This is a genomic window from Alicyclobacillus hesperidum, from assembly GCF_900107035.1.
Taxonomy (GTDB): Bacteria; Bacillota; Bacilli; order Alicyclobacillales; family Alicyclobacillaceae; genus Alicyclobacillus; species Alicyclobacillus hesperidum.
Map to the genome: position 1 here is coordinate 33,711 of NZ_FNOJ01000006.1, position 12,942 is coordinate 46,652.

The following is a 12,942-nucleotide window of genomic DNA, read 5'->3' on the forward strand; positions in this document are numbered from 1 at the left end:
CGTCGTCACCTCTGCCCGGTTTTGTCTGCCATAGCTTGCTCTGCGATCTCGATGGCGCGTTTGACCATGTTCCCTGCATCTCTCGCTCGAATTCCGCCCCATCCTTCTTTCTGGACGGTGTCGTAAAACCCGAGTTCCTTCGCAAGTTCCACTTTCAACGCATCGGACATCGTTCCGCCATGCCTTGCCATGCCAAATCCCTCCCTGAGTCAGAGGACGACAATTCCTAATATGCCGCACTTGTGTCACCTTTATCCCAATGCGCGATGGATATAAGCAGGCCTTTGGCACGACAATTCTCGACAAAACAAAAGCGAGGCTCGCGCCTCGCCTACAACGATGTAACATCGTAATATCTCATTGTTCAACAGCGAACTTCGCGGTGTTGCCGTCCTCTGTGCACAGCATGAGCTCAACAGTTTCAGTCAGCACGTCAGCGTAACTGTACGAAACGCGCTCAAACGATCCGTCAGGCGGGTCAAGCTTCACCACAAAGACAGACGGATACGTTTCTTCCAAAACCCCGAAGCGCTCAACCGTCTTACGACGTCCTCCGTTTGCACGAAGGAGTACGCGTTCGCCGATGAGTCCATCCAGACTCTTTTTAATTTCGTGGAGCGCATTTTTGGCCAACACACACCACCTCTTTCCGCGCTTGATTATAGCACGGCAAAGAGGCTATGTCAACAAAATTCAAACATTATATCAGCGTATGTTTTTCGTTGTCAATGGGTAATTTACGACGTTGACGGCCCGTCAGTACGCTGATCTAGGCAACCCCAGCCTGTATTTCCCTCTTGATTCCAGCCCTCCGATACCGTCGGTTCCCGTATATGTCGATTTGACGACATCGTACAAATTGACCGTTTCATGAATCGGTGTAAAGGCAATTTTCTCCGCAATGAACACTGGATCAAGCGCGTGGATCATAATGCGCTGCGGAGATGAGGCAAAGTTGGCCCCGGCATCAAGGATTCCCTCGAAGTGCGACTGACAGGCACCCGCAATAATGACGAGATCGTCCATATTGCGCACATGTTTCCGTGCATTGGCGACCGTCCTGACAAAGTTTTGGGAGTTCCGGTAATTGCGTATATCCGACCAATCCTTGCCCTTTTTGATGACCCCGTCGTGACCGGTAATAATCAAGATATCCGGCTCATACTGTTCCAGCAAGCCGATAACTTTATCAGGCATCTGCGATTCTGCCACGTGTTGGCCAACCGCCCGGATCCCGAGTTCCCGATACATGGCCATGCACTTTTGCAAATACGTTCCGTCGCCGTCCAAGTGCAGAACCCGGCCGGGCCGCTCAAAAAAATCCGGGTTGCTTTGGAAGCGGCTCTCACGCCGCAAAGCTCGCTTTTCATACTCGTGTGCGCGCCTTGACTGAATCAGGCGTAAACACTCGCCCTCAACCTGATTCCGGGCCGCCTCAAATTGGCGAAGTTCATCTTCGCTCACGCGCTCCAAATCGTCAAAAGGCGCGTCTGCCATCAAGCGCACGTCGATCCCCTTCAGGATTGCCGTTTCCGTGGCGTTATCCACCTCCACGACGACGAAGCAGACGTCTTTGCCGTAGGACTTACGCGTGACCATTTCGCCCGCTTTCCACATGCAACCACCCCTCACGAACGACTCTGCCATACGATATGCAAGGTCAGTTCGATATGACAGACGCGGAGGCGGCTCATGAGCAAAGATGGAAGGCAAACCACCGCAGCCATCATCGCGGCATGCAACGAAGCGCAAACCATTGGCAATGTGCTGCGCCAATTGCTGCGCGCAGGTGTCAAGAAAGTCGTGATCGTCGACAACGGAAGCGAGGACTCGACCAGTGAGAAAGCCTTGGCGTTGCATGGCATGGATGTGCGCATCATCAAGTTCCACCGTGCGCTTGGGCACGACGTGCCACGCGCGATCGGCGCCATCGCTGCCTTGCGTGCATGGTCAAAGCAGGATCTGGCTGCGCTTTTATTCATTGACGGAGACTGGGGCGGTTCATTTGGACCGATGTTGCAGGCATTTATCGACGAAGCCCAAGCGGTACCAGAAGCCATTGTGGGTATTGATGCGGGTAGCTTGCAACACGGCCCCCTTGCCGAGGCCATTCGTTCCGCTTGGCTGCCGGTGTTAGACGTCGCTTCGACATGTGACAAGCCTATACCGTGCCTTCTGCCGCAATACGTGCCGCGGACGGTGTTCCAATCCGTGTCGCCTATTTGGCTAGGATCGCCCGGCGCCTGGTTTGCCGCGACGGTACAAGCCGGTTGGGTTTGGCGAGGATTTCGCGGTTGGAATATCGGCCTGGTCGGCAACCGCTCGCGCTCTGTATCCCATAATCGCCGACTTGCCGAACTGATTCGCCTGGACGCACGCATTGCAGCAACGCACCTTGGACTTCAGGGCGACCGTATATCCGTTCTGTCGACCCTTCCCGGTCGGGAGTGGTCCGCTCTGATCGATTATGCAAGTTCGTTCTGCACAGGACAAAAGCTATGATTTCGTGTAGCGATCCGCCACCTTGCTGGCGCCAAACGAATCGGGCTTGATGTGGGCTTCGTAGCCATTGGCCTCGATCCAGGCGACAATTTCGCGAATCCACTGCTTGGTTTCGCCAGCCTCGCCGATGTCGAGATGAACTTCGATGTGCCACTTGTCCGCGTCCTGTTGAAGATATTCGCTAAGGATGCCGCCTGTCTGAATGGAGAGGGATGCTTCGGTGAACATGCGCTGCCTGAGCGCACGCATGTTGGAGTGGTGTTCCTTGTGGATATAATATCGGGCGCCGTGTCCTACACGATGCAAGATCACCGCCGTAACAAACGTTGCTTCGTGTAGCCGCTCACGCGGCTGTGAATCGGTACCGATGATTAAACGATACCTATCGGCTTCATGTAATCGCCGTTCACGAATGATATCGTCGGCGACCTGCGCCAACGTCAGTGTGCCTAGCGTCGGACTTCGGAACATCATCATGCCCATCGCCCCCTATGCTATCACTAGTATATTCTTCCCAAAGGCGATGGTCACGTGTTCAAGCCGTTAGGCCACGTGGTGGGGCAGTGCGGACACAGCGCAGAAAGCGCTTGCATACAAAACTCCCGTTTCGCATAATAGAAACCGTATTTCCCAGATCACACAATGTCCTGAGGGGTCCTCGCTATGAACATACACGATATCCCGGGTACCATCGCCGTGCGGTCGGAAGATGCGTTTGATATCGAGGCTGTTCGGGCATATCTCGTCCGCGAAAAGCTCATACCATCTGACCAAAGTGCAAACTTCGAGGTGGTGCAGTTTCCAACTGGGGCTTCCAATCTGACCTACCTGCTTCAATGCGGGTCATGGATGGCCGTGCTGCGTCGCCCCCCACACGGACCACTGCCTCCGCGGGCCCATGACATGAAGCGAGAATCCGCTTTTCTGGCTAAATTGCATCCACACTTCCCCAAGGCGCCGCAACCGTACGCTTTCTGTGAGGACACAACCATCATGGGAGTCCCCTTCTTCCTGATGGAATATCGCAAAGGCATCTGCATCGACACGGCGTTCCCGTCCCACGTGCCATTTACGCCGGAAAAAGCAAGAGCCGTTGGCGAACAAGCCGTGCACGCGCTCGTCGAGTTGCACAACGTGGACATCGCAGAGACAGGGCTTCATACTTTCGGACACCCCGATGGCTTTTTACGACGGCAGGTCGAGGGTTGGATGGAGCGTTTTCGAAGATCGAGCACCGGTGAAAGCGTACCAGGAGCCGACGCCTTGATGACATGGCTTGCACGCAACATCCCAGACACGCACAACCACACCGTCATCCACAACGATTTTAAGCTCAATAACCTGCTCTTTGAGTCAAACTCGCTTGCGGAAGTCGTCGGAATTGTCGATTGGGAGATGGCAACTATCGGAGATCCTCTCTTCGATCTCGGTGTCATGCTCAGCTATTGGGTGGAGGCCTCTGATCCGGAGCCGCTGCGCAGCCTGCTGCCCTCCGCCACTGCCCTGCCAGGCTTTTTGCGACGCGACGAAGTCGTACACATCTACGCTCGCACAAGCGGCCGCTCTGTCGATCATGTGAACTTTTATTATGTGCTTGGAACGTTTAAGTTGGCCGTGATCGTGCAACAGATTTATGTTCGTTACAAAATGGGCAAGACGACCGATCCGCGCTTTGCTCACTTCGGGGATGCGGTACGCACACTGATCGAACACGCGGTTTCCACCGCCGGCGTATAGGTACCAAAAAGCCAGGCGCCACGCATGACTCGCGTGACGCCCGGCGTCAATCCCAGATCGCTGTAGACTGCGTGCACGTGTGTGCGCAAAAGGCACAATATAACCCGCGCACCGCGTGTCCCGGACAGCCTATGCAAATATGCGAAAGCGCGCTGTACCTTGAACAACCTTGACGTCCCCAGGCGCTTTTGTGGCCCAAACATCACATGTTACAATCTGCCCATTCGGCGCTTCTTCAACCTCTGTCACTACGCCCTCACAGGTGATGATATCGTCGGGCCTAACCATGTCGATAAAGCGGATCCCGAAGGTCGACAGTTCCCCGGATTCGCCAAACAAATCGGTCAACATCTGCCCCACAAATGCCATCGTCAACATGCCATGCGCGATCACGCCGCCAAGCCCAGCCTCCTGTGCAAACGACTCGACTGTGTGTATCGGATTGAAATCGCCGGATGCCCCCGCGTACATCACCAACTGCGTGCGTGTCACTGGCGGCTTGGTGAGCGGCGCGAGCCGGTCGCCGACACCAAAACGCATGCCTTTAGTCATGACTGTTACCTCCCTCCGGCCGATAAATGATGGTCGATGTCGCCGTTTGTACTAAGTCTCCCGCTTCGTTCTCCACCTTGTACGAAAACAGGAGTATAATCATGCGGCCAAGCTTTCCGGATCGCTCCTTGACATCGACCAAGGCCTGGCTCGCATATAACACGTCGCCGGCTAAGATGGGGCGATGGAACACATACGACTGCTCACCATGGATGAGTCCTGCCGTCGGTAATACGAGATTAGGAATGCGGCCGTAGTCAAAGGTACGGCTAAACGTCGGCGGCGCCACGAGGCGTCCGTAACGGCTTTTCTTCGCAGCCTCCTCGTTGCTATAGAGGGGATTGTCATCTCCGATGGCCTGCGCAAATTTTCGAATCGCGCCTTTTTCCACTTCATTTTTCACTGGCTCTGACCAGACGCCAACCAGCGGTAAAAAATCGTGCATATCCACGCCCACAGCTCGCTCCCTTCTCTTTAATACGCGGACGCCAATCGACCTTGCTCCCACCATTCACGAAGCGTCTTTTTTGAGAATTTTCCAACACTTGTCTTTGGGATTTCCTCTAAAAACACCACATCGTCGGGGAGCCACCACTTGGCCACGCGACCAGACAGATATGCGAGGATCTCCTCCTTTGCGACCTTGCCGCGGGCCTCAGTCCGCAGCACGACACAGGCAAGCGGTCGTTCCTGCCACTTTTCATGCGGTATGGCAATCAGCGCCGCTTCAAGTACATCCGGGTGACCCATCAGCGCGTTCTCCAAGTCGACAGACGAAATCCATTCGCCGCCACTCTTGATCAAATCTTTGACGCGATCGACAATCTGTAAATAGCCGTGCTGGTCTATTGTCGCGATATCGCCTGTGCGGAACCAACCATCGATAAAGGCTTCGCGCGTCTTCTCGGCGTCTTTGTAATACGAGTCAATAATCCATGGTCCGCGTAACCACAGTTCCCCCATCTCTTTGCCGTCGTGTGTAACATCTTTGCCGTCGGCATTGACAATGCGCATTTCGAGCCCTGGCACAAGCAACCCGGTTTTCGCCCGCAATTGGTACTTCTCCGGCTCCGGTAGGTCTTTAAGTGACGACTTGGGAAAGCTGACAAACGTGATGGGACTGGTCTCCGTCTGACCATAGCCCTGATAGAGCTTGACGCCTAGTTCCTTTTCGTATGCCTCGGTCAACGTCGGCGATAGCGCAGACCCGCCGGACATTAAGAGACGAACAGAGGAAAAGTCGTACATACCAAGATGCTCGCGCACATGGTTGAGCACAGCCATCCAAATGGTCGGTACGCCTGCGCTATACGTCACGCGCTCGTTGTGAATCAATGCACAAAGATCTTGTGCCTGCGGACGCGGACCCGGATAGACCTGCTTGGCTCCTATCCAAGTGTCTGAGTACGGTCGGCCCCAGGCGTTGACATGGAACATCGGAACGACCGGCATTGTAACGTCCGCGTCGTCGACGCCAAGTTCTCCAATAAGCGACGTCAGACAATGCAGGTAAAGGCCCCGATGGCTGTAAAGAACTCCTTTGGGATTGCCAGTTGTGGCAGATGTATAGCCGATAATGGCCGTGGTGTTTTCATCGAACGTCGGAAATGCATAATCGTCCGGCACTTGTGCCAACAATTCCTCGTACGAATAGACAGGTGCAAGCGTGGTCTCTGGCAGCCTCGTAGCATCGGTCATGATCACGTACGCCTCAACCGTACTCAGTTTCGGCGAAATGCTCTCGATGAGGGGCACCAAATCTTCGTCGATGAACAGCACCTTGTCTTCTGCGTGGTTGATGGTGTATACAATTTGTTCCTGAAATAAACGAATATTGATGGTGTGCAGCACGCGCTCTGAGCACGGCACAGCGAAGTACAATTCCAGATGGCGATGGTGATTCCAAGCGAACGATCCCACGTGTTCGCCGGGCTTTACGCCCAGTACTTCCCCAAGGGCATGAGCGAGTCGACAGACTCGTTTGTACATATCACGGTACGTATATCGAAAGATGCCATGCAAACCTCGAGAAACGATTTCCTTCTCGGGGAATACCGTATTCGCGCGATACAGTACAGATTTCAATAAAAGCGGATAGTCCATCATGCTCCATCAACCTCTCTTCAAGAGAATGTCAGGATGAATGCATCGCACCGTCTATCGCGTAGCTGTCAAAATAGGTCGGAAATATGGAAGTACCAGGCCGTCATCGCGTTCGCTGAACACCACTTCGACCCTGTCGCCAATCCCTATGCCCTCACCCGCGTCCACAATGCGCGTCATCATGCGAACACCTTCGTCGAGATCGACAAGCGCGATGGTGAACGGCACTTCGTCTTGAAACGGCCCGAACCCGCGATGCACAACCGTGTAGGTATAAACGGTGCCAAGCCCCTTGGCCTCAACAAAGGCGAGATCGTCCGACATGCAGTGGGGACAGATGGATCGCGGGTAAAATACATATTGTGCGCAAGTTTTGCAACGTTGGATGCGCAGGACACCTTGGCGACACCCTTCCCAAAACGGGCGTGAGTCCGTGTCGAGAACGGGAACGGGCTTAGCCTGCATCGTCATCTCTAATCCCTCCCTAAGACAACAGTTGCACTCGAAGACAACTGGACGCCCGTTCCGTGGACGAGTGCAATTTGTGCGTTGGGCACCTGACGCATACCTGCGTCCCCTCGCAACTGCAGCGCCGCCTCAATCAGCAGGAAGATTCCATACATGCCTGGATGGCAATAGGACAGACCACCCCCGTTCGTATTCATTGGGAAACTGCCCCCTGGTGCGATCCGCCCACCGCTGACGAACGCTCCACCTTCTCCCTGGTGACAAAAGCCCAAAGCTTCGAGCGTGACAATCACCGTGATCGTAAACGAGTCGTAAATCTCGGCGACATCGACGTCGTCGTGGCGAATGCCGGCCATCGCCATGGCGCGTGGACCAGTCACGGCGGCACCGGTGGATGTCACGTCCGGCATCGAGAGCAATGTGTGATGCGTGTGCGTCTCGGCGTGCCCGAGTACCCAGATGGGCTTGTGTCGACACTGGCGCGCCACGCGTTCGGATGTGACAACAATGGCGCCGCCACCGTCTGTGACTAGACAGCAGTCATATAGATGAAGTGGCTCGCAAATCATCCGGGAGGCAAGGACGTCCTCGACGCTTAGCGGATCGCGCGCGAAGGCACGCGGATTTTGCATCGCCCACTGGCGCGCTGCAACGGCGACCTCGGCAAGCTGCTCGGAGCGCGTGCCGTATTCGTACATGTGCCGCATGGCCGCCATGGCGTACGCGCCTACGGGTACAGGTAATCCAAATGGAGCCTCGTACTGCTCGGTGAGACCGACTTCCCCCGGTACCTTGCCACGCAGGCGCTGAGACCGTTGCGTACTGCCATAGACAATTAGGGCAACCTCGAACAACCCGGCCTGAATCCCAGCCACGGCATGCCCTATATGCGCCTCGAACGAAGAACCACCTATGTTAGTGGAATCCGTATAGATGGGCTGTATGCCTAGATACTCGGCGAGCATCAGGTTGGTCCACGTGGTCCATGCCCCCGCGCAAAACAGGGCCTGCACGTCGCGTGTATGCAATCCGGCATCGGTCAAGGCGCGCACGGCTGCTTGCGCCTGTAGCTGAAGGACAGTCTTATCCGGTGTCACGCCAATATCTGATTCCGCGATACCGACAATTGCCGCGATCCGATCGCGCCTCATGACACAACCTCCTCAGCGCATCCTGCAACCGTCGATGTAGATCACTTGGCCCGAGACATAGGCTGCATCGTCACTCACGAGGAAGGCAACCACATTTGCCACATCCTCCGGTTTACCGACTCTACGCAGCGCGATCGATTGCACCGCCATTTCCTTAAATTGATCAAAGTCCATGCCGACGCGATCCGCCGTCTGTTTCGTCATATCGGTCTCGATAAAGCCGGGCGCGACCGCATTCACCCGAATGCCAAATGGCCCAAGTTCGAGTGCCAGGGTACGCGTAAATCCCTGGATGCCCGCCTTCGCCGCGGCATAGTTGGCCTGTCCCCGATTGCCAAGGGCGGACGTGCTCGACGTGTTCACGATTTTGCCTGAACGCTGTTGTACCATGTACGCTTGCGCGGCTTTACTGCACAAAAACGCGCCTTTAAGATGCACATTCATCACAATGTCCCAGTCGTCCTCCGACATCTTAAAGAGTAAATTGTCGCGAATCACACCTGCGTTGTTCACGAGGATATCAAGCCGGCCGAAGCGTTCGACGACGGTCTGCATGGCGGTTTCCACTGCAACTTTGTCCGTCACGTCACAACCGAACCCGATGGCCTCGCCGCCACCAGCTTGAATGGCCTTCACCGTGTCCCCAGTCCACTCTTCTTTCAAATCGAACACAGCCACCTTCGCACCGTCCGCCGCCAGCCGTTTTGCTGTCGCCGCGCCGATCCCTCGTGCCGCACCTGTCACTATTGCTACCTGCCCCGTTAAACGCGCCATACAAATGACTCCCTTCTGTTTTTCTCAGCTTGACGATTCAACCACGGTAAGCGTTTTCAACCCAATCACTTTACCGACATCTCCATGAGTTGCTTGCGATTCTGCTTCTAAAGCTATGGTCGAACTACATAGAGTAACGAACTTCACAGAGGATATGTGCCCGCCTACTCAGGCTGTCGGCGTTGGTATTCCTTGTGCAATTGCGCGGCGATAATATTTTTTTGAATTTCAGACGTCCCTTCATAAATGCGCGTGATACGAGCGTCCCGATAAAACCGCTCGATTGGATACTCCGCAATATAACCAAGCCCACCGTGGATCTGGACCGCCTTGTCGGCGATTCGGTTGTACACCTCAGAACCGTAGAGCTTAAGCATCGCAGCCTCTTTCACCACATTCATGCCTTGGTCGGTCATCCAAGCCACACGGTGCACAAAACTGCGCAACAGCTCGATCTCGGTCGCCATTTCCGCAAGGTAGTGCTGGATAATCTGTTGTTCAAAAATCGGCTTCCCGAACTGCACCCGCTCATGCGCATACTGAACGGATTTATCGAGCAGATACTCGCAGGATCCTAAGCACCTGGCGGCTAAACCAGCCCGGCCATTGGCCAGAATTTTTAAGGCATTGACATACCCATCGCCGGCCACGCCCAGCACGTTCTCTTCCGGCACTTCCATATCGTCGAAGAACAACTGGGCTGTGTGTGACCCATGCAGCCCCATCTTCTTTTCAATATGCCCTACGCGAAAACCCGGGAAATCGCGCTCGACGATAAATGACGTGATCCCCTTTGCTCCCTTCTCGGGATCCGTCACGGCCATGACGGTGAACACGTGTGCCAAAGGCGCATTGGTGATATAAATTTTCTGCCCGTTCAGCACATAGCGATCACCCTTCTTCACGGCTGTCGTTTTGAGCGCCGCCGCGTTCGATCCCGCCTGCGGTTCGGTCAATGCGAATGCCCCTATCCACTCGCCGCTCGCCATCTTCGGAAGATACTTCATCTTTTGTTCCTTAGTTCCAAACGCAACAATCCCGACAGAACCAATGCCATTGTGGGCTCCGATGATCGATGTGTAGCCGTTGATGGTTTTGCCTAACTCCGTAAAGAGCGTGCATTTGCCAACCATGTCAAGCCCTAAGCCACCGTATTCCTCCGGAATGCTAAGCCCAAAAAGACCAAGCCTTCGCGATGCTTCCATGATGTCATCGGGTACCTCATCCTCGTCCTCAATCTGCATCGCGCGCGGTTCGATCACGCCCTCAACGAATTCCCGGATGGCCCGGCGCAACATATCCAGTTCAGGCGTAAGCACATAGTCCATCGGCTCACCTCTCCATTCCAACAGGACACTCAAGTCTCCAACGCAGCCTACTATTTCACGCATGCGTCATCGATCTCGCGACGCCACTTCTATACCTTCCAGCAACATCGCCGCGAATGCATCAGCAACTTCTTGATCCGACAGTTCGCCGTCAGGATGAAACCATTGGTAGCTCCAGTTTGCAATGCCGAGCAGTGCAAACGCCGCAAGCTTTGGATTGGTTGCGGATCGAAAAGCGCCAGCCTCCACGCCCTCGCGCACCATTTGTTCAATATTGAGACGGAATTGGTTGCGCAATGGTACAATTTTGGCCTTTCGCTCGTCGTTGAGATGGCGCATCTCGCGGAAAAACACGCGCCCCCGAGCACCGCGCTTTTCGATGTCGCGAATCAGCATGTACAAGATGGCGCAAACCTTTTCTCGATAAGTCAAATCGGCATCGGCCAAAATTTTGCCCTGTTCCTCGAGCAACGTCACGATGTACTGTTCATGGATGTCCATGAGCAGGGCCTCTTTGCTGGCGAAATAGTAGTAAAACGTCCCTTTGGTGACACCCAGTTCATCACAAATGTCTTGGACAGACGTCTCCGTAAATCCACGTTTCTCAAAAAGGGCAAGGCTCACCTCAGCGATGAGTGTTCTCATGTCTGGTTTCTCGTCGTTCATGCACCATCCACTTTCGCTGTAGATTCTTCTCGCAAGGCACGCCGCAACAACTTGCCTACGCTGCTTTTGGGAAGCTCGCTGCGAAACTCGATGAGCTTCGGAACCTTATATGGAGACAATCCCGCTTTACAGTGTGCAATAATTTCGTCTTCCGTCGCTTGCGCACCTGCCTTAAGGACGATAAACGCCTTCACCGTTTCTCCGCGGTACGCATCAGGTACACCGACGACAATGGCCTCCTGAACTGCCGGATGTTCGTATAAAACCTCCTCGACCTCGCGCGGATAGATGTTATAACCACTGGCGATGATCATGTCCTTTTTGCGGTCCACAATCGATACGTAGCCATCTTCGTCGACGGTGGCAATATCGCCCGTATATAACCAACCGTCACGCAGCGTCCGCGCGGTCTCCTCCGGCATGTTCCAATACCCTTTCATGACTTGCGGGCCACGAATGACCAGTTCGCCAATCTCCCCAACAGGCACCTCCGTGACGCCGTCTTCCAGATCGACGATTTTGTATTCGGTCGACGGGTACGGCAATCCAATCGTCCCTGGCTTACGTGGGGCAAACGTCGAATTGCAGTGCGTCACCGGCGAAGCTTCGGACAAGCCAAATCCTTCGTACACGGTCGTACCCGTTTTCGCTTCAAATGCGCGCATCAACTCGACTGGCATCGGAGCGCCTCCACTATTGCAAACTCGTATGCTATTCAAGCCGTAATTTTCGATATTCGGCAAATGTAACAGCGCGGTATACATCGTGGGCACCCCAGGGAACATCGTCGGTTGCTCCGCCTTGATAATCTGTGCCACCTCCGCCGGATCGAAGCGCGGTATCAGGAGTAAGCGTGCGCCGTTATAAATGGAAACGTTCATACACACGGTCATGCCAAAGACGTGGAACAGTGGGAGGACGGTTAGGCACGTATCGTTGCCGGGATGATAACTGTCGCGGAAGAAGTAGTAGCATTGCAAGGTGTTGGCGACGAGGTTGCGATGCGTCAGCATAGCACCTTTTGAAAGCCCTGTCGTACCACCTGTGTATTGAAGCACAGCGACATCCTCTGCCGGATCGATCATCACTTCGTCCAATGGCCTTGCCAGACCGTTTTGTACCACGGCGGCAAACGGAGTGGTACCCTCAGGTGTAACACTCTGATCCTGCAACGCAACACTAATGATGTACGCCACATCCGTTTCGCTTTGCACACCCTGTACGCGCGGCGCGAGGGCGTCGAGCGTCACCATCACCTTTGCCCCGGAATCGGCCAGAATGTGTTGGAGTTCGCGGGGCACGGACATCGGATTCACCTGTGCGACAACGGCACCGGCCGTCAGGATCCCGTAATACGCAATGACATATTGCGGGCAATTCGGCAACATGATGGCAACTCTATCTCCCTTACCGACGCCCAGTCCTTGAAGTCCTGCAGCAAAGGCATCGACTGCCTGTTGCAACTCGCCGTAGGTCATCTGCCGGCCGTAGAACCACGTGGCAACGCAGTCGCGATACGTCTTCACCGATTGCCTGAATAAATCCCGCATCGATATCTCCGGCACGTCAATGCTCGTCGGAATGTGCGCGGGGTAATGCTGAAACCCATAGCCTTGTAACATTACGCAACCTCCTTTACAATTCCGCGGCGATGCAGGCCG

General features: G+C 54.7%; 15 protein-coding genes. 2 read left to right on the forward strand and 13 right to left on the reverse strand.

Annotated features, from left to right (window positions below; genetic code table 11):
* Window positions 1–5: 5 nt before the first annotated feature.
* The 3 genes from BLU70_RS06115 to yabG all read right to left on the reverse strand — a co-directional run bounded on the left by BLU70_RS06115 (window position 6) and on the right by yabG (window position 1,617).
* Entirely contained in the window at window positions 6–191 is a 186-nt protein-coding gene (locus BLU70_RS06115) for a small, acid-soluble spore protein, alpha/beta type (RefSeq protein ID WP_040288436.1), read from the reverse strand.
* 166 nt (window positions 192–357) lie between these two features.
* A complete protein-coding gene (gene veg, locus BLU70_RS06120) occupies window positions 358–633 on the reverse strand; it encodes a biofilm formation stimulator Veg (protein ID WP_040288486.1) in 276 nt (91 codons plus the stop codon).
* 123 nt (window positions 634–756) lie between these two features.
* Window positions 757–1,617 (reverse strand): sporulation peptidase YabG, encoded by an 861-nt coding sequence (yabG, locus tag BLU70_RS06125; protein WP_040288437.1) that lies wholly within the window; start codon window positions 1,615–1,617, stop codon window positions 757–759.
* A gap of 75 nt (window positions 1,618–1,692) precedes the next feature.
* Between yabG and BLU70_RS06130 the strand changes: the two genes are divergently transcribed.
* On the forward strand, window positions 1,693–2,502 hold the full coding sequence (locus BLU70_RS06130; protein WP_074692687.1) for a glycosyltransferase: 810 nt from the start codon (window positions 1,693–1,695) through the stop codon (window positions 2,500–2,502).
* On the opposite strand, the gene BLU70_RS06135 is transcribed toward BLU70_RS06130, so the two are convergent.
* The gene (locus tag BLU70_RS06135; protein WP_237716369.1) at window positions 2,497–2,979 is read right to left on the reverse strand and encodes a ribonuclease H-like YkuK family protein; all 483 of its coding nucleotides are present in this window, start codon (window positions 2,977–2,979) and stop codon (window positions 2,497–2,499) included. The genes BLU70_RS06130 and BLU70_RS06135 overlap by 6 nt on opposite strands.
* A gap of 186 nt (window positions 2,980–3,165) precedes the next feature.
* On the opposite strand from BLU70_RS06135, the gene BLU70_RS06140 reads away from it, so the two are divergent.
* Complete coding sequence (locus BLU70_RS06140; RefSeq protein ID WP_074692689.1) at window positions 3,166–4,239, forward strand: phosphotransferase family protein; 1,074 nt, start codon at window positions 3,166–3,168, stop codon at window positions 4,237–4,239.
* Window positions 4,240–4,368: 129 nt separating this feature from the next.
* Here BLU70_RS06140 and BLU70_RS06145 read toward each other — a convergent pair whose 3' ends face one another.
* The 9 genes from BLU70_RS06145 to BLU70_RS06185 form a co-directional block, all read right to left on the reverse strand.
* Window positions 4,369–4,791, reverse strand: a complete 423-nt coding sequence (locus BLU70_RS06145) for a MaoC/PaaZ C-terminal domain-containing protein (protein WP_040288438.1) — start codon at window positions 4,789–4,791, stop codon at window positions 4,369–4,371.
* Window positions 4,784–5,236, reverse strand: coding sequence for a MaoC family dehydratase N-terminal domain-containing protein (locus tag BLU70_RS06150; protein WP_040288493.1), 453 nt, complete (start codon window positions 5,234–5,236; stop codon window positions 4,784–4,786). The genes BLU70_RS06145 and BLU70_RS06150 overlap by 8 nt, the downstream gene beginning before the upstream one ends.
* A 29-nt stretch (window positions 5,237–5,265) precedes the next feature.
* Window positions 5,266–6,897 (reverse strand): long-chain fatty acid--CoA ligase, encoded by a 1,632-nt coding sequence (locus tag BLU70_RS06155; protein ID WP_074692690.1) that lies wholly within the window; start codon window positions 6,895–6,897, stop codon window positions 5,266–5,268.
* 51 nt (window positions 6,898–6,948) lie between these two features.
* Complete coding sequence (locus BLU70_RS06160) at window positions 6,949–7,365, reverse strand: Zn-ribbon domain-containing OB-fold protein (RefSeq protein ID WP_083341174.1); 417 nt, start codon at window positions 7,363–7,365, stop codon at window positions 6,949–6,951.
* 2 nt (window positions 7,366–7,367) lie between these two features.
* A complete protein-coding gene (locus tag BLU70_RS06165; RefSeq protein ID WP_006445682.1) occupies window positions 7,368–8,513 on the reverse strand; it encodes an acetyl-CoA acetyltransferase in 1,146 nt (381 codons plus the stop codon).
* A 12-nt stretch (window positions 8,514–8,525) separates the two neighbouring features.
* Window positions 8,526–9,287, reverse strand: a complete 762-nt coding sequence (locus BLU70_RS06170) for a beta-ketoacyl-ACP reductase (protein WP_074692692.1) — start codon at window positions 9,285–9,287, stop codon at window positions 8,526–8,528.
* A gap of 164 nt (window positions 9,288–9,451) precedes the next feature.
* The gene (locus tag BLU70_RS06175; protein WP_006445684.1) at window positions 9,452–10,615 is read right to left on the reverse strand and encodes an acyl-CoA dehydrogenase family protein; all 1,164 of its coding nucleotides are present in this window, start codon (window positions 10,613–10,615) and stop codon (window positions 9,452–9,454) included.
* Between the two features lie 66 nt (window positions 10,616–10,681).
* Complete coding sequence (locus tag BLU70_RS06180; RefSeq protein WP_244885126.1) at window positions 10,682–11,281, reverse strand: TetR/AcrR family transcriptional regulator; 600 nt, start codon at window positions 11,279–11,281, stop codon at window positions 10,682–10,684.
* The gene (locus tag BLU70_RS06185; RefSeq protein ID WP_074692695.1) at window positions 11,278–12,903 is read right to left on the reverse strand and encodes a long-chain-fatty-acid--CoA ligase; all 1,626 of its coding nucleotides are present in this window, start codon (window positions 12,901–12,903) and stop codon (window positions 11,278–11,280) included. Before BLU70_RS06185 ends, BLU70_RS06180 begins: the two co-directional genes overlap by 4 nt.
* Window positions 12,904–12,942 lie beyond the last annotated feature (39 nt).

What these genes read in the sequence shown, in the direction of transcription:
- BLU70_RS06115 (WP_040288436.1), bottom strand. Translation starts at nt 191, where the DNA reads ATGGCAAGGCATGGCGGAACGATGTCCGATGCGTTGAAAGTGGAACTT.
- yabG (WP_040288437.1), bottom strand. Translation starts at nt 1,617, where the DNA reads ATGTGGAAAGCGGGCGAAATGGTCACGCGTAAGTCCTACGGCAAAGAC.
- BLU70_RS06130 (WP_074692687.1), top strand. Translation starts at nt 1,693, where the DNA reads ATGAGCAAAGATGGAAGGCAAACCACCGCAGCCATCATCGCGGCATGC.
- BLU70_RS06135 (WP_237716369.1), bottom strand. Translation starts at nt 2,979, where the DNA reads ATGATGATGTTCCGAAGTCCGACGCTAGGCACACTGACGTTGGCGCAG.
- BLU70_RS06140 (WP_074692689.1), top strand. Translation starts at nt 3,166, where the DNA reads ATGAACATACACGATATCCCGGGTACCATCGCCGTGCGGTCGGAAGAT.
- BLU70_RS06145 (WP_040288438.1), bottom strand. Translation starts at nt 4,791, where the DNA reads ATGACTAAAGGCATGCGTTTTGGTGTCGGCGACCGGCTCGCGCCGCTC.
- BLU70_RS06150 (WP_040288493.1), bottom strand. Translation starts at nt 5,236, where the DNA reads ATGCACGATTTTTTACCGCTGGTTGGCGTCTGGTCAGAGCCAGTGAAA.
- BLU70_RS06155 (WP_074692690.1), bottom strand. Translation starts at nt 6,897, where the DNA reads ATGATGGACTATCCGCTTTTATTGAAATCTGTACTGTATCGCGCGAAT.
- BLU70_RS06160 (WP_083341174.1), bottom strand. Translation starts at nt 7,365, where the DNA reads ATGACGATGCAGGCTAAGCCCGTTCCCGTTCTCGACACGGACTCACGC.
- BLU70_RS06165 (WP_006445682.1), bottom strand. Translation starts at nt 8,513, where the DNA reads ATGAGGCGCGATCGGATCGCGGCAATTGTCGGTATCGCGGAATCAGAT.
- BLU70_RS06170 (WP_074692692.1), bottom strand. Translation starts at nt 9,287, where the DNA reads ATGGCGCGTTTAACGGGGCAGGTAGCAATAGTGACAGGTGCGGCACGA.
- BLU70_RS06175 (WP_006445684.1), bottom strand. Translation starts at nt 10,615, where the DNA reads ATGGACTATGTGCTTACGCCTGAACTGGATATGTTGCGCCGGGCCATC.
- BLU70_RS06180 (WP_244885126.1), bottom strand. Translation starts at nt 11,281, where the DNA reads ATGAACGACGAGAAACCAGACATGAGAACACTCATCGCTGAGGTGAGC.
- BLU70_RS06185 (WP_074692695.1), bottom strand. Translation starts at nt 12,903, where the DNA reads ATGTTACAAGGCTATGGGTTTCAGCATTACCCCGCGCACATTCCGACG.